Annotated in this window: 22 protein-coding genes; 18 read left to right on the top strand and 4 right to left on the bottom strand. The window is 70.4% G+C overall.

Features of this window, described 5'->3' with window-relative positions; genetic code table 11:
- Positions 1-12 precede the first annotated feature (12 nt).
- On the bottom strand, positions 13-1,266 hold the full coding sequence (locus tag ABOD76_RS15600; protein WP_350242881.1) for a benzoate/H(+) symporter BenE family transporter: 1,254 nt from the start codon (positions 1,264-1,266) through the stop codon (positions 13-15).
- 116 nt (positions 1,267-1,382) lie between these two features.
- Here ABOD76_RS15600 and ABOD76_RS15605 point away from each other — a divergent pair, with 116 nt between their 5' ends.
- A complete protein-coding gene (locus ABOD76_RS15605) occupies positions 1,383-2,792 on the top strand; it encodes a PLP-dependent aminotransferase family protein (protein ID WP_350242882.1) in 1,410 nt (469 codons plus the stop codon).
- 15 nt (positions 2,793-2,807) lie between these two features.
- On the opposite strand, the gene ABOD76_RS15610 is transcribed toward ABOD76_RS15605, so the two are convergent.
- Positions 2,808-3,350: an RNA 2'-phosphotransferase gene (locus ABOD76_RS15610; RefSeq protein ID WP_350242883.1), complete on the bottom strand. Its 543-nt coding sequence runs from the start codon at positions 3,348-3,350 to the stop codon at positions 2,808-2,810.
- 71 nt (positions 3,351-3,421) lie between these two features.
- Between ABOD76_RS15610 and ABOD76_RS15615 the strand changes: the two genes are divergently transcribed.
- The 15 genes from ABOD76_RS15615 to ABOD76_RS15685 all read left to right on the top strand — a co-directional run bounded on the left by ABOD76_RS15615 (position 3,422) and on the right by ABOD76_RS15685 (position 15,372).
- Positions 3,422-3,919: a DUF456 domain-containing protein gene (locus ABOD76_RS15615; RefSeq protein WP_350242884.1), complete on the top strand. Its 498-nt coding sequence runs from the start codon at positions 3,422-3,424 to the stop codon at positions 3,917-3,919.
- Positions 3,916-4,146: a glutaredoxin family protein gene (locus ABOD76_RS15620; RefSeq protein ID WP_350242885.1), complete on the top strand. Its 231-nt coding sequence runs from the start codon at positions 3,916-3,918 to the stop codon at positions 4,144-4,146. The genes ABOD76_RS15615 and ABOD76_RS15620 overlap by 4 nt, the downstream gene beginning before the upstream one ends.
- 46 nt (positions 4,147-4,192) lie before the next feature.
- The gene (lgt, locus tag ABOD76_RS15625) at positions 4,193-5,104 is read left to right on the top strand and encodes a prolipoprotein diacylglyceryl transferase (protein ID WP_350242886.1); all 912 of its coding nucleotides are present in this window, start codon (positions 4,193-4,195) and stop codon (positions 5,102-5,104) included.
- A 47-nt stretch (positions 5,105-5,151) separates the two neighbouring features.
- The gene (gene glmU / locus ABOD76_RS15630; protein ID WP_350245288.1) at positions 5,152-6,537 is read left to right on the top strand and encodes a bifunctional UDP-N-acetylglucosamine diphosphorylase/glucosamine-1-phosphate N-acetyltransferase GlmU; all 1,386 of its coding nucleotides are present in this window, start codon (positions 5,152-5,154) and stop codon (positions 6,535-6,537) included.
- A 193-nt stretch (positions 6,538-6,730) separates the two neighbouring features.
- Positions 6,731-6,898 (top strand): twin-arginine translocase TatA/TatE family subunit, encoded by a 168-nt coding sequence (gene tatA, locus ABOD76_RS15635; protein ID WP_350242887.1) that lies wholly within the window; start codon positions 6,731-6,733, stop codon positions 6,896-6,898.
- A 14-nt stretch (positions 6,899-6,912) separates the two neighbouring features.
- Entirely contained in the window at positions 6,913-7,689 is a 777-nt protein-coding gene (gene tatC, locus ABOD76_RS15640; protein ID WP_350242888.1) for a twin-arginine translocase subunit TatC, read from the top strand.
- 134 nt (positions 7,690-7,823) lie between these two features.
- Entirely contained in the window at positions 7,824-8,915 is a 1,092-nt protein-coding gene (locus ABOD76_RS15645) for a bifunctional 3-deoxy-7-phosphoheptulonate synthase/chorismate mutase (RefSeq protein WP_350242889.1), read from the top strand.
- A gap of 132 nt (positions 8,916-9,047) precedes the next feature.
- Complete coding sequence (locus ABOD76_RS15650; protein WP_350242890.1) at positions 9,048-9,638, top strand: CAP domain-containing protein; 591 nt, start codon at positions 9,048-9,050, stop codon at positions 9,636-9,638.
- Between the two features lie 17 nt (positions 9,639-9,655).
- Entirely contained in the window at positions 9,656-9,910 is a 255-nt protein-coding gene (locus tag ABOD76_RS15655; protein ID WP_350242891.1) for an acyl-CoA-binding protein, read from the top strand.
- A gap of 1 nt (position 9,911) precedes the next feature.
- Positions 9,912-10,739, top strand: a complete 828-nt coding sequence (locus ABOD76_RS15660) for an ImmA/IrrE family metallo-endopeptidase (protein ID WP_350242892.1) — start codon at positions 9,912-9,914, stop codon at positions 10,737-10,739.
- A gap of 4 nt (positions 10,740-10,743) precedes the next feature.
- Complete coding sequence (gene folP / locus ABOD76_RS15665) at positions 10,744-11,604, top strand: dihydropteroate synthase (protein ID WP_350242893.1); 861 nt, start codon at positions 10,744-10,746, stop codon at positions 11,602-11,604.
- Between the two features lie 31 nt (positions 11,605-11,635).
- Positions 11,636-12,022, top strand: a complete 387-nt coding sequence (folB, locus tag ABOD76_RS15670) for a dihydroneopterin aldolase (RefSeq protein WP_350242894.1) — start codon at positions 11,636-11,638, stop codon at positions 12,020-12,022.
- Positions 12,015-12,506, top strand: coding sequence for a 2-amino-4-hydroxy-6-hydroxymethyldihydropteridine diphosphokinase (gene folK / locus ABOD76_RS15675; RefSeq protein ID WP_350242895.1), 492 nt, complete (start codon positions 12,015-12,017; stop codon positions 12,504-12,506). Before folB ends, folK begins: the two co-directional genes overlap by 8 nt.
- A gap of 48 nt (positions 12,507-12,554) precedes the next feature.
- On the top strand, positions 12,555-14,243 hold the full coding sequence (locus ABOD76_RS15680; protein WP_350242896.1) for a PASTA domain-containing protein: 1,689 nt from the start codon (positions 12,555-12,557) through the stop codon (positions 14,241-14,243).
- 10 nt (positions 14,244-14,253) lie between these two features.
- Positions 14,254-15,372, top strand: coding sequence for a cysteine desulfurase family protein (locus ABOD76_RS15685; protein WP_350242897.1), 1,119 nt, complete (start codon positions 14,254-14,256; stop codon positions 15,370-15,372).
- Positions 15,373-15,387: 15 nt separating this feature from the next.
- Here the strand turns inward: ABOD76_RS15685 and ABOD76_RS15690 are convergent, their stop codons facing one another.
- Together ABOD76_RS15690 and ABOD76_RS15695 are read right to left on the bottom strand one after the other, a co-directional pair.
- Complete coding sequence (locus ABOD76_RS15690) at positions 15,388-16,536, bottom strand: GGDEF domain-containing protein (protein WP_350242898.1); 1,149 nt, start codon at positions 16,534-16,536, stop codon at positions 15,388-15,390.
- 233 nt (positions 16,537-16,769) lie between these two features.
- Positions 16,770-17,540: a DsbA family oxidoreductase gene (locus ABOD76_RS15695; RefSeq protein ID WP_350242899.1), complete on the bottom strand. Its 771-nt coding sequence runs from the start codon at positions 17,538-17,540 to the stop codon at positions 16,770-16,772.
- A gap of 57 nt (positions 17,541-17,597) precedes the next feature.
- Here ABOD76_RS15695 and ABOD76_RS15700 point away from each other — a divergent pair, with 57 nt between their 5' ends.
- Both ABOD76_RS15700 and msrB read left to right on the top strand, forming a co-directional pair.
- Positions 17,598-18,119, top strand: coding sequence for a DUF1697 domain-containing protein (locus ABOD76_RS15700; protein ID WP_350242900.1), 522 nt, complete (start codon positions 17,598-17,600; stop codon positions 18,117-18,119).
- 60 nt (positions 18,120-18,179) lie between these two features.
- Positions 18,180-18,641, top strand: a complete 462-nt coding sequence (gene msrB, locus ABOD76_RS15705) for a peptide-methionine (R)-S-oxide reductase MsrB (protein ID WP_350242901.1) — start codon at positions 18,180-18,182, stop codon at positions 18,639-18,641.
- Positions 18,642-18,659 lie beyond the last annotated feature (18 nt).

Consider the following 18,659-nt stretch of genomic DNA (forward strand, 5'->3'; position numbering starts at 1 on the left):
AGCAAGTCAAACCTAACGAGCGTTCGGGTCCGGCACCGGCACGGTGGGCGCCGGTGCCGGACGCGCCGCGCGTGGACGTTCCAGCGCATGCACGGCCAGCCCGGCCAGAATGCCCCAGAAGGCGGCCCCGATGCCCAGCGGCGCGATGCCCGACAGGGTCACGATCAGGACGGTGGGGGCGGCCAGCCGGCCCCCCGGACCCTGCAGGGCCGCCTGCAATGACGAGGCCATGGCCGCCAGCAGGGCCAGACCGGCCAGCGCGGTGATGGCGTCCTGCGGCAGCACCGACATCACCGCCAGGAAGGTGCCGGCGAAGCTGCCCACCACGATATTGAGCGTTCCGGCGGTCACAGCGGCCACGTAGCGGCGCTTCGGGTCCGGGTGCGCCTCCGGCCCGGCCACAATGTTGGCGAGCAGCGCGCCCAGCGTCAGCGAGTGGCAGCCCACGAACGCCGCCGCCACCGAGGCGACCCCGGTGGTCCGCACGATCAGGCCGGCGGGAGGCCGGTAGCCGAGCGTCTGCAGCACCGCCATCCCCGGCACCACCTGCCCGGTGAAGGCCAGCAGAGTCAGCGGCAATGCCAGATCCAGCACGCCGCGCAGGCTGAACTCCGGCCGCAACAGCTGGGGATGCACCGGAGCCAGCGGAATCGCCACATGGTGCAGCAGGCCCAGGACCGCACTCAGCACTATGCCCGCGCCCAGCACCCCGGCCACCGCCCAGCGGGGCGCCAGAACCCTCAGCCCCACGTAGGCCGCGATCATGCCGCCCACCAGCAGCGGCTGGCGGGTGAGCGCCTGCACCGCATGAAAGCCGAACGGCAGCAGGATGGCCGCGTTCAGGGCGGCGGCCAACGGGCCGGGAATCCGCTGCATCAGCCGGGTCAGCGGCGGCAGGGTACCGAGCAGCACCACCAGCAGCCCCGAGACCACGAAAGCCCCCGCCGCTTCCGGCAGGCTGTGCCCCGGCAGGGCGGTGGCCAGAAAGGCGATGCCGGGGGTGGACCAGGTGCTCAGGATCGGCTGGCGGGTCCGCAGGCTCAGCAGCACCGTCACCAGCCCGCAGATCACGGTGCTGGCCCACACCCAGCTCAGCACCGCCCGTTCCGGCAGGTGGGCGCTGGCGGCCACAGCGTACACCAGCACGGTGGGGCCGGCAATGCCGACGATCACGGCCACCAGACCGCTGAGCAGGGCCGAGGGCGACAGGTCCTGGAGCAGCTGGCGCCAGGGCGAAAGGGGAGCGGAGATGGGGGGTGTGGTCATGTGGCCTCCTGGCTTCAGTCTGGGCAGGCGGGCATCTCGGCACCAGAGGCGGTCCACCTGAAATTGGACCGGACAGAGGCAATCCAATTGCCAGAAGTGGACTGCTAGACTGCTGCATGGACCCCCTTCGCTGGAGCACCCTGCTGCACGGCTGGAACCTGGAACCGGGCGTCCGCTACCGGCAGCTGGCCCAGGCCCTGCAGCGGGCCATTCAGGACGGGCGGCTGGCCGGGCAGGAGCGCCTCCCGGCGGAACGGGAACTGGCCTCGCTGCTGGGCATCAGCCGCAGCACGGTGGTCACCGGCTACGACCTGCTGGCACTGGAGGGCTGGCTGGAGCGCCGGCAGGGCAGCGGCACCCGCGTGACCGCCGCCGCACCCAGGGCCCACCCGGTCCTGACGCTGCGCACGCCGGTCCAGGCGGCCACCGCACCGCCCGGTGAACTGGACCTCACCATCGCGGTGCCGAGCCTTACCGAGGCCCACCGACGCCGGCTGCAGGCGGCCCTGGGCAGCGCCTTCGAGGAGTCGCGCTATCACCCGCTGGGCCTGCCGGCGCTCCGGGTCTGCCTGGCCGACCACTACACCCGGCAGGGCGTGCCCACCCGGCCCGAGCAGATCATCATCACCAGTGGAGCGCAGCAGGCCATCGCCCTGATCGCCCAGACCTTCCTGAACGCCGGCGACCGGGCGCTGCTGGAAACGCCCACCTACTTCGGGGCCATCGACGTGTTCCGTGCGGCCGGCGCCGAGCTGCAGGGCCTGCCGGTGGGGCCGGACGGGGTCGCGCCGCACGCGCTGGAAGCGGGTCTGCAGGGACAGCCGCGTCTGGTCTTCCTGACGCCCACCTTCCAGAACCCCACCGGCACCGTAATGCCCGCCTCGGTGCGGCGCGAGGTGGCCGCGCTGCTGGACCGCGCCGGGGTGCCCACCATCGAGGACGAAACGCTGAGCGAACTGGACCTGGACCGCCCGGCCCCGCCGCCGGTGGCGAGCCACACCCCGGAGGGGCCCGTCATCAGCGTGGGGTCGCTGAGCAAGCTGTTCTGGGCCGGGCTGAGGGTGGGGTGGCTGCGCTCGCCGGAGCGCTACCTCGCGCCACTGAGTCAGGCCAAGACCCTGTCGGATTTCGGCACGTCGCTGCCGGCGCAGGCCATCGCGCTGGACCTGCTTCGGCAGCTACCTGCGCTGAGAGAGGAACGCCGCGCCCTGGTGCGGCCGGCCCGCGACACGCTGGTCACGTTGCTGCGGGAGCAGTTGCCGGACTGGGCGTTCCTGGTACCGGAAGGCGGCCAGTTTTTGTGGGTGGAACTGCCGACCGACAGTGCCACCCGCTTCACGCTCACCGCCCGCCGGGCCGGCATCCGGCTGTTTCCCGGCGCTTCGATGGGCGTCACGCCGCTGCCGGACCGCTCGCTGCGCCTGCCGTTCACGCTGCCGCCCGAGCATCTGCCCGAGGCGGTGGGCCGGCTGCGGCGGGCCTGGGCCTGGCATCTGGCGGAGGACCGGGCCGGGCCGCTGGCCTGAGCGGGGCGGCCGCCCTCACTTCAGCACGCGCACATACTCGGGCGGCACCCGCTCGGTCAGCCACACCCCGTTGCTGGACCGGAAGAACAGGTGGCCCGCCTGAAGCATGCCGAACGCGTCCACCGTCAGGATCACCGCCGGGCCCCGCCGGTGCCCCACCCGCCGGGCCGTGTCCGGGTCGGCGGAGAGGTGGACGTGGTGGCGCTGCATCTGCCGCAGCCCCTCCCGCAGAATGGTGTCCAGCAGCCGGACAGCGGTGCCGTGATACAGCAGGGGCGGGGGCGTGAGGGGCGTCAGGCCCAGGTCGACAGGCACGCTGTGGCCCTGGTTGGCCCGGATGCGGTCGGTGGCGGCGTCCAGGGTGAACCGCTGCTTGTCGCTGGTGGCCACCACCCGCTCCAGCTGAGCGCGATCCACGGTGAGGCCCTGAGTCGCCAGACCGCGCAGCAGGTCGTCCACACTCACCCAGCCGCCCGGTTGCAGCGTCAGCCCGGCCTGCTGGGGCGCATGCCGCAGCAGGAACGATAGGGTGCGGGAGAGCTGATGGTCGCTGGTCATGGCCACAGCGTACCGGGGAAGCCCGGGGCGCGGCGCAACCTTGCGCCCCTTGCCCCCGTACCCGGGCACATATGACGGCTGCCTTTCTGGTCTTTCTGGTCGCGTGGCTCATCGGCATGGTGGGCACCTTCCTGCCGGTGGTGCCGGCCACCCTGATCATCTTTGTCGGCTCGGTGGCCGCCACGCTGATGGACGGCTTTCAGCTGTGGCCGGACCTGCCGTTTCTGCTCAGCTTTGGTGCGCTGACCCTTGCCATCTCGCTGATCGACAACTTCGCCTCCGCCTGGGGGGCTCGGCGCTATGGGGGCAGTCGTCAGGCCGGCTGGGGCGCATTGATCGGCGGGCTGGTGGGCCTGTTCCTGCCGTTCGGGCTGATCATCGGGCCGCTGGGTGGAGCGCTGGCCGCCGAACTCCTCTGGGTCCGCAAGCCGCCGCTGGAGGCGCTGCGGGCCGCCTGGGGCACCTTGATCGGGCTGCTGGCCGGCATTGCGGCCAAGTTCGTGCTGCACCTCTTGATCGGCCTGTACGAGCTGTGGCGGCTCTACGACCCGGCCCGGAGCGTGCTGTGAGCGACGTGCTGTACTCGCGCGCTGGCTGCCACCTCTGCGAGGACGCCGAGGCTGCGCTGGCCGCCCTGGAGTGGCCCTACACCCGGGTGGACGTGACCGGCGACCCGGAGCTGGAGCGGCGTTACGGCTGGGACGTGCCGGTGCTGGTGCGCGGCGGCGCAGTGCTGGCCAAGGGCGTCCTCAGCCGCGCCCGGCTGGAGCGGCTGCGCGCGGGCTCGCCGGGCTGACCGGCGACCTCCGGGCCCGCCGGGGGGTACACTGGCCCCGATACCCATGCATCCAGTCTTCCTACAGATCGGCAACTTCACCATCGCCTGGTACGGCGTCCTGATTACCCTGGGCATCGTCATCGGCGCGGTGATCGGCACCCGGATGGCCCGCCAGCGCGGCCTCAACGAGCAGCTCTTCTCCGACCTGATCCTGTGGTCGGTGGTATGGGGGGTGATCGGGGCGCGGCTGTTCTTCGTGGCCACCTCCTGGAACCTCTTCGCCGGCAAGTCGGGCCTGCCGCTGCTGCTCGACATCATCAACATCCGGCAGGGCGGCATCAGCATCCACGGCGGCCTGATCTTCGGTGTGGCCTATCTGGTGTGGGCGGCGCGGCGGCACCGCATCAACTTCTACCGCTACGCAGACCTGTTCGTGCCGGGCGTGTGCTTCGGCATCATCGGCGGGCGCATCGGCAACATCATGAACGGCTCGGACACGGTGGGCCGCGTCACCGGCTGGCCGGTCGGCTTTCACTGGCCCGCGTGGGCGCGCGGCTTCCACGACAGCATGTGCAACCCGGCCACGCCGCTCAATCTGGTGCAGTACTGTCAGAACATCGGCGGGCAGCAGGTCATGACCGCCCCGGTGCACTTCACCCAGCTGTACGGCGTGATCATCGGCATCATCCTGTCGGTGCTGGCCTTCGTGTGGCTGCGCAGCCCGCGTCCGGGCTGGGTGTTCTGGCAGTTTTGGCTGTGGTACAGCATTCTGCGCGCCGGCTGGGAGGAGACCTTCCGCCTCAACCCGCTGCTGATCAAGAGCTACCTGAACGAGGGCCTGAATGCGCCGGGCATCGGGCTGTGGACTGAGACGCAGCTGTTCAGCATTCCGCTGATCCTGCTGTCCATCTACATGCTGTGGCGGCTGCGGCAGCAGCCGGAGCAGGTGAAGTCCACCGCGCAGGCTCCACTGTGAGCCGCCCGCTGGACGTGGTGATCCTGGCCGCGGGTCAGGGCACCCGTATGCGCTCGGCCCTGCCCAAGATGCTGCATCCGGTGGCGGGCCGGCCGATGGTGGCGTGGTCGGTGAAGGTGGCGCGCGAGCTGGGCGCGCGCGACGTGGTGGTGGTCACCGGCCACGGCGCCGATCAGGTGGAGGCCGCGCTGCGCCCGCTGGGCGTGCGGTTTGCCCGCCAGGCGCAGCAGCTCGGCACCGGCCACGCCTTTCTGACCGCCGCGCGGCTGCTGCAGGGCGGCGCCGACGTGCTGCTGCTGTACGGCGACAGCCCGATGCTGTCGTCGGACACGCTCCGGGCCATGCTGGCCGAGCACCGCGAGGACGAGCACGCCCTGACGGTCCTGACCAGCACCCTTCCCGACGCGACCGGGTACGGACGCATCATCCGGGGCGACGGGGGCGAGGTGCTGCGGATCGTGGAGCAGAAGGACGCCACGCCCGACGAGCGGGTGGTGCAGGAGTTCAACAGCGGCGTGTACCTGATGGACGAGCAGGCCCGCACGCTGGCCGAGCAGATCGGCAACGACAATGAGGCCGGCGAATACTACATCACCGACCTGCTGCGGCTGTACCGCGAGTCGGGCCACTCGGTGCTGGCCTACCACATCCCGGACCCCAGCGAGGTCATGGGCGCCAACGACCGGGTGCAGCTGGCCGAGCTGGAGCGGCTGATGCAGCGGCGCATTCAGGAGCGCCACATGCGCGCGGGCGTCACGCTGCAGAGCCCCGGCACCACCCGCATCGAGGACACGGTCGAGATCGGCCCGGACTGCACGGTGGAGCCGGGCGTGGTGCTGCGCGGCCAGACCCGCATCGGGGCGGGCGTGCAGGTCGGCGCGCACAGCGTGCTGGACAGCGCCCTGGTGCACGACCGGGTGCTGATCCGCCCACACACCCTGCTGGAGGGCTGTGAGGTGGGCGAGGCGAGCGAGGTGGGGCCGTTCGCGCGGCTGCGGCCCGGCGCGGCCCTCGGCACGGGGGTGCATGTCGGCAACTTCGTCGAGATCAAGAACGCCCAGCTGCACGCGGGCGTCAAGGCCGGGCACCTCGCCTACCTGGGCGACGTGAGCATCGGGGAGCAGACCAACATCGGCGCCGGCACCATCGTCGCCAACTTCGATGGGCTGGACAAGCACCGCACCCAGATCGGGGCGGGCGTGTTCGTGGGGAGCAACAGCACCCTGGTGGCCCCGCGCGTGGTGGGCGACGCCGCATTCATCGCGGCCGGCAGCACCATCCATGAGGACGTGCCGGAAGGGGCCATGGCGGTGGCGCGCGGGCGCCAGCGCACGCTGGAGGGCTGGTCGCGGCGCTACTGGGGCCGCTTTGGGGAACGGCTGGGAGCCAAGCTGCCCTGGCTGGCCGGCTGGCTGACCGCCGGACGGTCCTGAGGCGCGTGACCGCATCTTCTTCATTTCTTGAACGCGTCTGAACATCCAGTTGCGGCGGGTGAGCGTATAACACAATGAGACAGGCGCGGAAGCGTCCGGATCTGCCGGCCGCGTTCTTTGCACTCCCATCTGCGTTATCAGGCCTCTTCCGCTGGCTCAGCTGTCAGCCGCGCGTGTTCAAGGAGAAGAACCCATGGGTCCACTCGAAATTATTCTGATTCTGGTCGTGCTGGTGCTGCTGTTCGGCGCCCGGAAGCTGCCCGAGCTGGGCAAGGGGCTGGGCCAGGGCATCCGCGAGTTCAGAAGCACCACCAAGGACGAGCCCTCGAACGACGTGCGCCCTGAAGAGCGGCGCGAATAGGCAGGGGGGCAGCCATGACCGACAACGGACAGGGCACGGCGCCCCTGATGGACCATCTGGAGGAGTTGCGGCGGCGCATCATCTACGCCCTGATCTTCCTGGTGCTGGGAATGGGGGCGGCATGGTGGCAGGTGCCGCACATTCTTCGGCTGCTTCAGGAGCCGCTCAAGCACACCAAGCTCTACGCCGCCGGCAAACTGCAGCTGGTGGCCACCCAGCTGCCGGAACAGCTGCTGATGAGCTTCAACATCGCGCTGTGGGCCGGGCTGGCGATCGCGCTGCCGTTCATCCTGCATCAGGTCTGGCTGTTCATCGCTCCGGGCCTGTACGACGAGGAGCGCCGCTGGGCCGCGCCGTTCATCGTGGGGGCCGGGGTCAGCTTCCTGGCGGGCGTGGTCACCGCCTACTACCTGATCGTGCCGCCGATGGTCCAGTTCCTGGCCGACTTCCTGGGCGGGACCGTCTCGGCCTTCCTGAGCGTGGGCACCTACATCGGGCAGCTCACGACCGTAATGGTCGCCTTCGGGCTGTTCTTCGAGATGCCGATTCTGGCGGTGGTGCTGACCAAGATCGGCGTCGTGAACCACGTGATGCTGGGCCGGGTCCGCAAGTACGCCTTCATCGTCTGTCTGGTTGCGGCGGCCATCATCACGCCCACCACCGACCCGGTCAACATGTCGCTGTTTGCCGGCCCGCTGTACCTGCTGTACGAACTGGGTGTGCTGCTGTCGCGCGTGTTCCGGGTTAAGCCCGCCCCGGTGCTGGAAGGCGATCCCTTCGCGGGGCTGTGACAGCTGACCTGTCAGATGCCAGTTTTAAGCCTGCGCTTGCCTGCACCTGAAGCGTTCCGGAGCGCCTGACCTTTCCTCCAGATTGACTAGTGAACCTGCCGCCCCTCCGGGGCGGTGTTCTTTAGAATGCGTCCATGACGACGTCTCGCAGTATCGAAGCGCTCCGCCACGAGGTGGACGAGATCAACCGTGAGCTGCTGACCCTGCTGAGTCGGCGCGGCGAGGTGGTGGCGATGATCGGGCAGGCCAAGACCCAGGAGGGCCGCCCGCACCACTACGACCCAGCACGTGAAGAGGCGCAGTTCCGGGAGCTGGAACAGCTGAACCAGGGGCCCTTCACGTCGGCGGCCATCAAGGCGATCTTCAAGGAGATCATGAAGGCCAGCCTGGACCTGGAAGAGTCCAACGACAAGAAGCAGCTGCTGGTCTCGCGCAAGGTGCAGCAGCATGACACGGTGCTGAACATCGGCGGCGTGCAGATCGGCGGCGACAGCCCGCCCGTGATCGTGGCCGGACCGTGCAGCATCGAGAGCGAGGAGCAGATGGACGCCACGGCCCACTTCCTGGCGGGCAAAGGGGTGCGGGTGCTGCGCGGCGGCGCCTACAAGCCGCGCACCAGCCCCTACGGCTTCCAGGGCATGGGCATTGACGGCCTGATCATCGGCAGTGGGGCCGCCAAGGAGAACGGGCAGCTGTTCGTGACCGAGGTGATGGACACCCGCGATGTGGAGGTGGTGGCCGAGTACGCCGACATCCTGCAGGTGGGCGCGCGCAACATGCACAACTTCTCGCTGCTGCGCGAGGTGGGCCGGGCGCGCAAGCCGGTGCTGCTCAAGCGCGGCTTCGCGGCGACCATCGAGGAGTGGCTGTACGCCGCCGAGTACATCCTGGCGGAGGGCAACCGCGAGGTCATCCTGTGCGAGCGCGGCATTCGTACCTTCGAGAAGTGGACCCGCAACACCCTGGACCTCAGCGCAGTCGCGCTGGCCAAGCAGGAAACCCACCTGCCGGTGATCGTGGACGTGACGCACGCCGCCGGTCGCCGCGACCTGCTGATTCCGCTGGCCCGCGCCGCGCTGGCGGTGGGCGCCGACGGCATCCACATCGAGGTGCACCCCAGCCCCGCTACCGCGCTCAGCGACAACGAGCAGCAGCTGGACTTCGCCGGCTACGAGGCGTTCCAGGCGGCCATCGCGCCGTTCATGGCCCAGCCGGTCAGCCGCTAAATTTTCCGAACGTTCCCCGACCCCGCCGCTGCCCGTTCTGGGCGCGGCGGTGTGTTCATGAAGGCCCGTTGGAGAGCTGCAAACCTCGTTCCCGTGACGTTTGCGCAAGGTGGCGGCGGCTACCCTGACCCCATGACACCACGAGTTGCAGCGGGCACAATGGGCCGCATCGTCCGGCTGGGGGGCGCCATCGGTCTGGCCCTGACGCTGGCGGCCTGCGGCATGGGCACCGGGAGCACTCCGCAGCAGCCGTCAACCGGTACAACCTCCCTGACGGTCCAGCAGCAGCTGATTCTGGACCAGACCAATCAGGCGCGGGCTCAGGCCCGGGTCTGCAAGGACGTGGCCACCGGGGAGAGTCAGGCGTTCCAGGCGGCCCCACCGCTGCGCTGGAATGCTCAGCTGGCAGCAGCGGCCCAGGCGCACAGCCAGGACATGGCCGACCAGAAGACGGCGGCCGGCTTCTCACACACCGGCAGCGATGGCAGCACCTTCGACGTGCGCATCGAGCGGGCCGGGTACACCGGCTGGACGGCTGTCGGGGAGAACATCATCGCCGGGTACACGGCCGAGCAGATGGTGGATGCCTGGGTTGCCAGCTACCACCACTGCCTGAACATCATGAATCCGGCGTTTAGGGAACTGGGCGTGGGTTACGTCAACGATCCGGCCGCCAGCTCGTATTTCCATACCTACGCCACCCAGGACTTCGGCAGCCGCTGACCCGGTAGACTGCCGGCATGACCCTTCCCGCGTTCGAGCAGGCGCAGCAGGACATCAAGACGCTGGACGAGCGGCCCAGCAACGCCACGCTGCTGAAGTTGTACGCGCTCTACAAGCAGGGCACCGCCGGTGACGTGAGCGGCGAGCGCCCCGGCGGTTTCGACTTCGCGGGCGGCGCCAAGTACGACGCTTGGGCAGCCCTGAAGGGCACCAGCGCCGAGCAGGCCCAGGCCGACTACGTGGCGCTGGTGCGGTCGCTGCTCGGCGGCTGAGGTGGCGGCGAGCGACGCGTCGCCGGCTCCGGAAGGCGCCATCGACCCGGCCCACAAGGCCCGCATGCGCGAACTGGCCAGCACGTACGGCCGTGGCCTGCCCGGCTCGGACGCGCAGGCGCTGGCGAGCGGCCTGGGTGCCCGGCTGGTGTACATGGATCTGGGGGAGCGCGACGGCGCCTACGACCCGGAACACGACGTCATCCTGATCAACAACAAGGCCTCGCCGGAACGGCAGCGCTTCACGCTGGCCCACGAGATCAGCCACGCGCTGCTGCTCTCGGACGACGACCTGCTGAGTGCGGTCCATGACAGCTTCGAGGGGGAACGGCTGGAGGAGGTGATCGAGACGCTGTGCAATGTGGGCGCCTCGGCGCTGCTGCTGCCCAGCGAACTGCTCGACGACGTGCTGCGGCGCTACGGCCCCACCGGGCGGGCGCTGTATGAGCTGGCCCGCCGCGCCGACGTGAGCGCCTCGGTGGCCATCTACGGGTTGGCCGAGGTCACGCCGGGGTCGGTGATCTACGCCGTGTGTTCCCGGCCACGCGGCAAGCCGACCGAGGAGGGGGCCAGCAGCCGGCAGCGTGGAAGCCGCCGCCCGGTGGTGGTGCGCGCGAGCTCCGGTTCGCCGCAGGCCCGTTACCCACTGCGGCCCGGCACGCCGGTGCCGGACGACCACCTGGTGGTGACGGTGCTGGACACCGAACTGGAAGCGGCTGGGCGCAGCTATGTGCCGTTTCGCAGCGGCCGCAAGCTGCCCGCCTGGGTGGACGCCTACCCGGACAAACGGGCGCGGCGGGTGCTGGTCAGCTTCCGCACCGAGGAGTAGGCCGGTGGCGCAGCTGACGTTCGGCCGGGCTGTGCCAGGGACAGTGCGAACCGGTGGCCACTGGCAGCTGCGCTGGGACGGCTGCGCGGTGATGGGCATCCTGAACGTCACGCCCGACTCGTTCAGCGACGGTGGCCAGCACGCCACGCTGGAGCGGGCATTGCAGCAGGCCCGGCGCATGCTGGATGCGGGCGCGCTGATGCTGGACATCGGCGGCGAAAGCACCCGGCCCGGCGCGGAGCCGGTGGACGCCGCCACCGAACTGGACCGGGTGCTGCCCCTGCTGCGGGCGCTCACCGGCAGTGGAGCAGTGCTGAGCGTGGATACCCTCAAACCGGAGGTGGCCGACGCCTGCCTGCGCGCCGGAGCGCACCTGATCAACGACGTCTCGGGCCTGCGCGACCCGCAGATGCGCCGGGTGTGCGCGGAGCACGGGGCTGCTGCCTGCATCATGCACATGCAGGGCGAACCGCGCACCATGCAGCGTTCGCCGCACTACCGGGACGTGGTGGGCGAGGTGGCCCTGTACCTGCACACCCAGGCACAGCTGGCCCGCGCCGACGGCGTGCCGGGCGTGCTGCTGGACCCCGGACTGGGCTTCGGCAAGACGCAGGCGCACAACCTGGCGCTGCTGCGCGGCCTGCGGCAGCTCAGCCACGGCCCGGACCCGCTGCTGGTGGGCGCCAGCCGCAAACGCTTTATCGGCACGCTGGGGGGCGAGCCGCAGGCCGATCGCCGGGATGCGGGGTCGCTGGCGGCGCACCTGTACGCGGCGCGGCAGGGTGCAGCCATCGTCCGGGTCCACGACGTGCCGGGGCATGTGCAGGCGCTGCGGGTGCAGGCGGCGCTGATGGGTGAGCCGTAACCGGGCCCGGCCCTGGTCTAGACTCGGAGCCATGAGCAGCAAGGTGGTCCTGAGCGGTCTGGAATTTCATGCCCGGCACGGCGTCTACGAGGAGGAGGCCCGCTTCGGGGCGCGCTTTGTGGTGGACGCCGAGCTGCACTACGACTTCCGGGGCCTGCCGGACCGGCTGGAGCGGGCGGTGAACTACGCGGCGGTGTACGACCAGATTGCCCAGGAGGTGACCGGCCGGCGCCATCAGCTGATCGAGGTGCTGGCCGACCGGGTGGCCCGCCGCCTGCTGCGCGAGCAGCCGCTGCTGGAGGCGGTGACGGTACGGGCGCACAAGCCGCACGCTCCGATCGCGGGCATCTTCCGCGACGTGTACGCGGAGCTGACCCTGCACCGCGCCGACCTACAGGGTGGACCGGACCGTGGCTGAACCCGCCTTGATCGCGCTGGGGGCCAATCTGGGCGATCCGGCGGCGGCCCTGCGCTGGGCGCGCACCGAGCTGGCCCGCCTGGGTACGGTGCAGGCCGGCTCGCACCTCTACCGCACGCGGGCGGTGGGCGGCCCGCCCGGCCAGCCGGATTACCTGAATGCGGCGCTGGCGCTCGGCACCGACCTGGACCCGGGCGCGCTGCTCAGGGCGCTGCTGCAGACCGAGGAACGCTACGGCCGGGTACGTGTGGAGCGCTGGGGTCCCAGAGTGCTGGACCTGGACCTGATCGGCGTGGGCGGGCAGGTGATCCAGCAGGCCGGGCTGACCCTGCCACACCCGCTGGCCTTCGAACGCGGGTTTGTGCTGGCACCGCTGGCCGAGGTGGCCCCGGGGTGGCGCCATCCGCTGAGCGGCGAGACGGTGGAGGCGGCCCTGCGCCGGGTGGGGCAGGCGGGTCTGGAACGGCTGCCCGAGCGGCTCTGAGCAGGCCGGGGAACCCGCCTCACGCCGGGCCGCTATACTGCAACTCGCATGACCCGTTCCGACGTTCAAGGCCCTGAAACCCGCATCGACGGCAAGTACCTGGTGCTCTCCGAGGTGTCGCGCGAGGACCAGACGGTGCTGTATACGGTGCAGCAGGAGGGCCGCGAGCCGCTGCTGCGGCTCGGCTGGTTCGAGGTGACCGGGCCGGCGGAGCGCAGTTTCTTCCACCGCTACCGCTCGGCTCTTAAGGCGCTGTCGCCGGCGGGGCTGGTGGACGTGGTGGCCCGGCCCGGCGCGTACTACGCGGTGTGGCGCCCGCTGGAGGGCCAGCCGCTGGCGCAGTTCCTGGACCTGCCGGTCCGCCACGAGGACGCGGTGCAGGCGGTGCGCGACCTGGGCACCCAGCTGGCCGAACACGGATTCTCGCTGACCGACGCCGAGGTGCTGCTGGATCCGGACGGCCAGCCGCAGCTGGCTTACCTGGCCCCCCGGCAGCACACCTTGGAGGAGGCGGTGCAGCTGAATACCCAGTTGCTCACGCCGCTGGGCCGCGGCCGGGTGCGCCGCCGCCGGCCGGTGCTGAGCGTCTGGGCGGTGCTGCCGGGCCTGCTGTTCCTGGGCGGGGCCGGCTACCTGGGCGTTCAGGCGGCGCGCATCTATCTGAACCCCCCGTCGCGCACGGTCCAGAAGGTGGTGGGCCAGCCGGCCGAGCAGGCCGCCCAGACGCTCGCCGGTGACGGGTTCCGGGTGGCGTATGCCACCGGCGAGGGGCCGGGCCTGCCGGTGGGTGCGGTGGTGTCGCAGGACCCGGCCGCCGGCAGCGACCTGCCGGTGGGCCGCCAGATCACCCTGACCGTCAACAATCCGCCCTCGCTGACGGTACCGCGCCTGGAGGAGCTGAACCTGGATCAGGTGCAGGCGCAGCTGGCCGAGAACCGCCTGACCCGTGGGGCCGTCATGACCGTGGACGGCACCTTCTCCGGCACGCCCAAGGGCCGCGTGATCGCGCAGCTGCCGGAGGCCGGGGCCACCGCCCAGCGCGGCGATAAGGTGACGCTGCTGGTGTCGGGCGGCACCAGCAAGCTCACCTGGCTGCCGCCGCTCACCGGCCTGGCCTTCGACGATGCCCGCGACCTGGCACGCCGGGCCGGACTGGTGGTCAACCGGGTGCGCCGTCAGGCGAGCAATGCCCGCGAGAACACCGTGCTGAGCCAGGACCCGGCTCCGTATGTGCGGGTGGAGGTGGGCGCGCCGGTCACCCTGACCATCGCCATGGCGCCCTATACCGGCCCCAGCCGTCCGGCCGACAGCCTGCCGCTGCCGCCACCGGTGTATACCCCGCCCGCCACCACGGAGACCACCGAGCCGAGCGTCCCCGACACCACCGACACCCCCACCACCACGGTGGACAGCATTCCTGCGGTGCCACAGGACACCGCGCCCGCGACCGTGAGCCCTTCGGTGCCCGCGCTGACGGCCACGGAGACCCAGGCGCAGCCGGCGCAGACCCAGGCCCGCACGGTGCAGCTGAGCTACACCTTCCCGGCCACGCTGCCCAGCGGCACAGTGGAGATCGTGGTGCGCGACCTGGACGGCGAGCGCCCGGTGCTGGCCCCCACCGCCACCGGCACGGTGACCGGGGCCTCGGCGCAGCAGGACGGCATTCAGGTGCGTGGCGACGCCGTGTTTGTGGTGCGGGTCAACGGGCAGGACTACACCAGCTTTCCGGCCCAGTGAGCGCCCGGTCATGATCTACCTGGATTACGCGGCCACCCAGCCGATGCGCGCCTCCGCGCTGCGGGCCTACAGCGAGGTGGCGACCCTGGCGGGCAACCCGGCCAGCGTGCACCGGGCCGGTCAGCGGCTGCGTGAGCGGCTGGAGGAGGGGCGCACGCTGGTGGCGGCGGCGCTAGGGGCCAGTCCGCTGGAACTGCTGGCCAACGGGGGCGGCACCGAGGGAGACAACCATGTGCTGCTGGGGGTGGCGCAGCAGCACCATCACCGGGGCCACCTGATCACTTCGGCCATCGAGCACTCGGCGGTCCTGACGCCGGCCCGCTGGCTGGCGGGGCAGGGCATGGACGTGACGGTGCTGAGCCCGGACCCGCACGGCCGGATCGCGCCCGAGGCCGTGGAGGCGGCGCTGCGCTCCGATACCGTGCTGGTCAGCATTCATCATGCCAACAACGAGATCGGAGCGGTACAGGATGTGGCGGCGCTGGCCGAGGTGGCGCACCGGGGTGGGGCCCTGTTCCATACCGACGCGGTGCAGTCGCCGGGCGTGCTGCCGGTGGACCTGCATGCCTGGAACGTGGATTTTGCCAGCTTCAGCGCGCACAAGTGGGGCGGGCCGCTGGGGGTGGGTTTTCTGTACCTGCGCCGGGGGCTGGAGCTGCCGCCGCTGCCGCTGGGCGGAGGTCAGGAGCGCGGGTTGCGGGCCGGCACCCAGAACGCGCCGGGCGTGTACGCTGCAGGAGTAGGGTTGCAGGAGGCCGCCGGGCGGCAGCCGCAGACCCACGCCCACCTGCGCGCCCTGAACGACCTGTTCACCCGGCTCGCCCTGGCCGACGACGCGGTCCGGGCCAACCACACTGCCCAGGGCAGCCCCAAGGTGGCCAGTTTCACCGTGGCCGGGGCAGACGGCGAGGCGCTGCTGATGAACCTGGACCTGGCAGGCGTGGCGGCCAGCGCCGGCAGTGCCTGCAGCGCCGGCACCATGCAGCCGAGCCACGTGCTCACCGCGCTGGGCCTGAGTGACGCCCAGGCGAGGGCCAGCCTGCGCTTCAGTTTCGGGGAGGCCACCACCGCCCAGGACGTGGAGCAGGCCGCGGCCGCATTCCTGCGTGCCGCCGCGTTGAGCCGCTGAATAGGGGAGGGGAGACTACAGGGCGGCGCTGCCTTCCGGGTCCGGAGGACGCACCTCCGGCAGCTTGGTCGGGACCTGCAGCGGATGGGCCGGCAGGTCCAGCCGGGTCAGGCGCCCGTCCTCCATAGCCACCCGGACCCCGTTGCGCCCCTGCCGCTTGGCCGCATAGAGCGCCGCGTCCGCACGGCGCATGACCGTTTCCAGCGACTCGCCCGCCACCCACTCGGCCACGCCGAAGCTAGCGGTCAGCCCGCCCACCTGATCGAACACGTGCTGGTACAGCTCGGTGCGGGCCGCCTCCGCCAGGGCCTTGCCGCCGTGCTTGTGCAGGCCCGGCAGCACCAGGACAAATTCCTCGCCACCCCAACGGGCCAGGAACTGGGCGCCGCTCAGGTGGCGGCTGACCACCCGCGCCGTCTCGCGCAGCACCATGTCGCCGGCCTCGTGGCCGTAGGTGTCGTTCACCTGCTTGAAGTGGTCGATGTCCAGCATCACCAGCGCAAAGCCCTTGCCTTCCTGGATGCGCCGTTCCAGCTGCTGCTGGGCATACCGGCGGTTCGGCAGGCCAGTCAGCACGTCGATGTAGGCGGCCAGCCGCACCTGATCCAGCTGCTCGCGCATGATGCCCAGCGCGAACTGGGCCCCGATCAGCACGCTGCTCGCCAGCGTGAACTGCACCACTGCCGCCACCATCCGGTAGTTCAGCTGGCCGCTCAGCGACAGGGTCAGCAGGTCAGCCCCGCAGATCAGCACCGACAGCACGAACACCACCGTGCACGTGCGCAGCGCCAGCTTGGGCGGAAACGCCACGAAGGAGATGGCGTACAGCACCGCAAACCAGTAGGTGTTCTCGCTGAGCATCGAGTACTTCAGCACAAACCAGCCGAACTGGTGATGCAGCGCCGCCAGAAAATATACGCTGATGCCGGCCAGGGCCGTCCGGATCGCGATCTGCACACTCAGCCGCTGGAAGGCGAGCAGCACACTGATCAGGCTCAGCAGCCCTGCCAGCAGCGGCAGCGCGACCGCGTCCAGCGGGTCCAGTGAGCTGAGCTGCGCGATCAGCGCCGCCACACATGCCAGGGCGCCGACCGGCCCCAGGACCAGGAAGATCTTGCGCTGCAGGCTGTTCCAGGTATTGGTGGTCAGGCTATCGGGGGTCAAGGTGGGCGGCCTCCCTTGCGGCAGAGTACGTGGACTCGGGCGTCATCATCTGGAGTCGGTGAGCTGACCTGCATCAGCCGGGCGCGGCCTGTGCGTGACCAGCCGGTGCGCAATGCCTGCACCCTTCACCGTGTGCTCATTGCTCCTGATGCGAGTATAGAGGACTTCTTAAGCCTGTGCTTAGAGTATGAAGCCACAGCACCCCGTCAGATGAGAAGCTTGAGGTCAGGCCTTCAGTCGCCCTGGCCCTTTTGCGGCACGTCGCACGCTCCGTCCTGACAGCTGGCAGCGTCCGGTGCGAGCAACTGAATGGGGGTGCTGGAGGCGAGCTGTTCCTGCCACAGCTGCTGCAGGGCACCGGCGAGCACCTCCGGCGGCTGGGCACCGCTGACGCCGTATTTGCCGCCCAGCACAAAGAACGGAACCCCCTGGATGCCGTAGGCCTGCGCCTGCGCCTCGTCCTGACGCACCGCAGCGGCGTGGGTCTGCTGCTCCAGCGCAGTTCGGGCCTCTGCGGCGTCCAGCCCCACCTCGGCGGCCAGGCGCACCAGGGTGTCCAGCTCACCCAGGTGGGCGCCTTCGGTCAGGTAGGCGCGGAACAGCCGCTCCTTCATCGCGTCCTGCAGTCCGTGCTGCGCCGCCAGATGCACCAGCTGATGCGCCTGGAAGGTGTTGGTGGGCTGCAAGCGGTCGAAGTGGTAGGTCAGGCCATCGGCGGCGGCCGTCTCGGTCATCTGGTTCAGCATCTGCTGTGCCTGCTCCGGGCTGCGGCCGTACTTGCCGGCCAGCAGGTCGCGCATGGACCCGGCCGGCTGCAGAGGCGCCTGGGGGTCCAACTCGAAGCTGTGCCACACCACCTCGACCTGATCCAGGTACGGGAACTGCTGCAGGGCCGCCTCGAAGCGCCGCTTGCCGATGTAGCACCAGGGGCAGGCGATGTCGGACCAGATGTCAACCTGCAGGCGGGGGGCGGTCAATGGAGTCAGGGGAGCGGAGGCAGTCATGCCCTCTATTCTGACGCGCTTTAGAAAACAAAGCCGAATGTGCCGCACAATGACGCCATGACCGCTCACCTGCACGTGGCCCTGCTGCGCGGCATCAACGTCGGGGGCCACCGCCGGGTGCCGATGCCGGCGCTGCGGACCGTCTTCGAGGCCGCTGGCTGTACCCGGGTGAAGACCTACCTGCAGAGCGGCAACGTGGTGTTCCAGGCGGACGGGCCGGACGTGGACCGGCTCCAGGCGGCCCTGCTGCAGGCCTTCGGCTTTGCGGTGGACGTGGTGCTGCGCCGGGCCGATGAGTGGGGCGCCGTGCGGCGCCACTGCCCGTATCTGGCCCAGGCCGCCGCCGATCCCACCACCGTGCATGTGGCTTTTCTGCCCGAGCCGCCGGACCCGCAGCGGGTGACGGCGGTGCGGGCGCGGGCCGGGACTGCCTGGGAAGCGAGGGGCCGCGAGGTGTACCTGCACCTGCCGGACGGGCTGGGCCACAGCGACCTGAATCTGGCGCCACTGGGGCCGGTGGTCACCGTGCGCAACTGGCGCACGGTGGAGGCCGTGGGCGCGCTGCTGGATCAGCCGTGAAGCGCCCGCTCTGGGCGGCGCCTCTCAGTTGCGTAGGGCCAGGACCGCTACACTCGCCCCATGACCACCACCAGACCGGGCACCTTCCAGAAGCCCAGCGACGCCGAACTGCGCGAGCGGCTGACGCCGACCCAGTATCAGGTGACGCAGCATGAGGGCACCGAGCGCGCCTTCACCGGTGAGTACTGGAACACCGACGCGCCGGGCCTCTACGTGGACGTGGTGTCGGGCGAGCCGCTGTTCAGCAGCCGCGACAAGTACGACGCCGGTTGCGGCTGGCCCAGCTTCACCCGCCCGCTGCCGAGCGCGGCCATCCGGGAAAACACCGATTACAAGATCGGCTACGCGCGCACCGAGGTCCGGTCGCCGCTGGCCGACTCGCACCTCGGTCACGTCTTCCCGGACGGCCCGCAGGCGGAGGGAGGGCTGCGCTACTGCATCAACAGCGCCGCGCTGCGCTTCGTTCCGAAGGCCCAGATGGAAGCGGAAGGGTACGGCGCGTATCTCCAGGACGTAGAGTAACGGCTGAGCGAACCCTCT

Origin of the sequence: Deinococcus sonorensis KR-87, from assembly GCF_040256395.1 — a bacterium.
GTDB classification, from domain to species: domain Bacteria; phylum Deinococcota; class Deinococci; order Deinococcales; family Deinococcaceae; genus Deinococcus; species Deinococcus sonorensis.

What these genes read in the sequence shown, in the direction of transcription:
- ABOD76_RS15600 (WP_350242881.1), bottom strand. Translation starts at nt 1,266, where the DNA reads ATGACCACACCCCCCATCTCCGCTCCCCTTTCGCCCTGGCGCCAGCTG.
- ABOD76_RS15605 (WP_350242882.1), top strand. Translation starts at nt 1,383, where the DNA reads ATGGACCCCCTTCGCTGGAGCACCCTGCTGCACGGCTGGAACCTGGAA.
- ABOD76_RS15610 (WP_350242883.1), bottom strand. Translation starts at nt 3,350, where the DNA reads ATGACCAGCGACCATCAGCTCTCCCGCACCCTATCGTTCCTGCTGCGG.
- ABOD76_RS15615 (WP_350242884.1), top strand. Translation starts at nt 3,422, where the DNA reads ATGACGGCTGCCTTTCTGGTCTTTCTGGTCGCGTGGCTCATCGGCATG.
- lgt (WP_350242886.1), top strand. Translation starts at nt 4,193, where the DNA reads ATGCATCCAGTCTTCCTACAGATCGGCAACTTCACCATCGCCTGGTAC.
- glmU (WP_350245288.1), top strand. Translation starts at nt 5,152, where the DNA reads ATGCGCTCGGCCCTGCCCAAGATGCTGCATCCGGTGGCGGGCCGGCCG.
- tatA (WP_350242887.1), top strand. Translation starts at nt 6,731, where the DNA reads ATGGGTCCACTCGAAATTATTCTGATTCTGGTCGTGCTGGTGCTGCTG.
- tatC (WP_350242888.1), top strand. Translation starts at nt 6,913, where the DNA reads ATGACCGACAACGGACAGGGCACGGCGCCCCTGATGGACCATCTGGAG.
- ABOD76_RS15645 (WP_350242889.1), top strand. Translation starts at nt 7,824, where the DNA reads ATGACGACGTCTCGCAGTATCGAAGCGCTCCGCCACGAGGTGGACGAG.
- ABOD76_RS15650 (WP_350242890.1), top strand. Translation starts at nt 9,048, where the DNA reads ATGACACCACGAGTTGCAGCGGGCACAATGGGCCGCATCGTCCGGCTG.
- ABOD76_RS15655 (WP_350242891.1), top strand. Translation starts at nt 9,656, where the DNA reads ATGACCCTTCCCGCGTTCGAGCAGGCGCAGCAGGACATCAAGACGCTG.
- folB (WP_350242894.1), top strand. Translation starts at nt 11,636, where the DNA reads ATGAGCAGCAAGGTGGTCCTGAGCGGTCTGGAATTTCATGCCCGGCAC.
- ABOD76_RS15680 (WP_350242896.1), top strand. Translation starts at nt 12,555, where the DNA reads ATGACCCGTTCCGACGTTCAAGGCCCTGAAACCCGCATCGACGGCAAG.
- ABOD76_RS15685 (WP_350242897.1), top strand. Translation starts at nt 14,254, where the DNA reads ATGATCTACCTGGATTACGCGGCCACCCAGCCGATGCGCGCCTCCGCG.
- ABOD76_RS15695 (WP_350242899.1), bottom strand. Translation starts at nt 17,540, where the DNA reads ATGACTGCCTCCGCTCCCCTGACTCCATTGACCGCCCCCCGCCTGCAG.
- ABOD76_RS15700 (WP_350242900.1), top strand. Translation starts at nt 17,598, where the DNA reads ATGACCGCTCACCTGCACGTGGCCCTGCTGCGCGGCATCAACGTCGGG.
- msrB (WP_350242901.1), top strand. Translation starts at nt 18,180, where the DNA reads ATGACCACCACCAGACCGGGCACCTTCCAGAAGCCCAGCGACGCCGAA.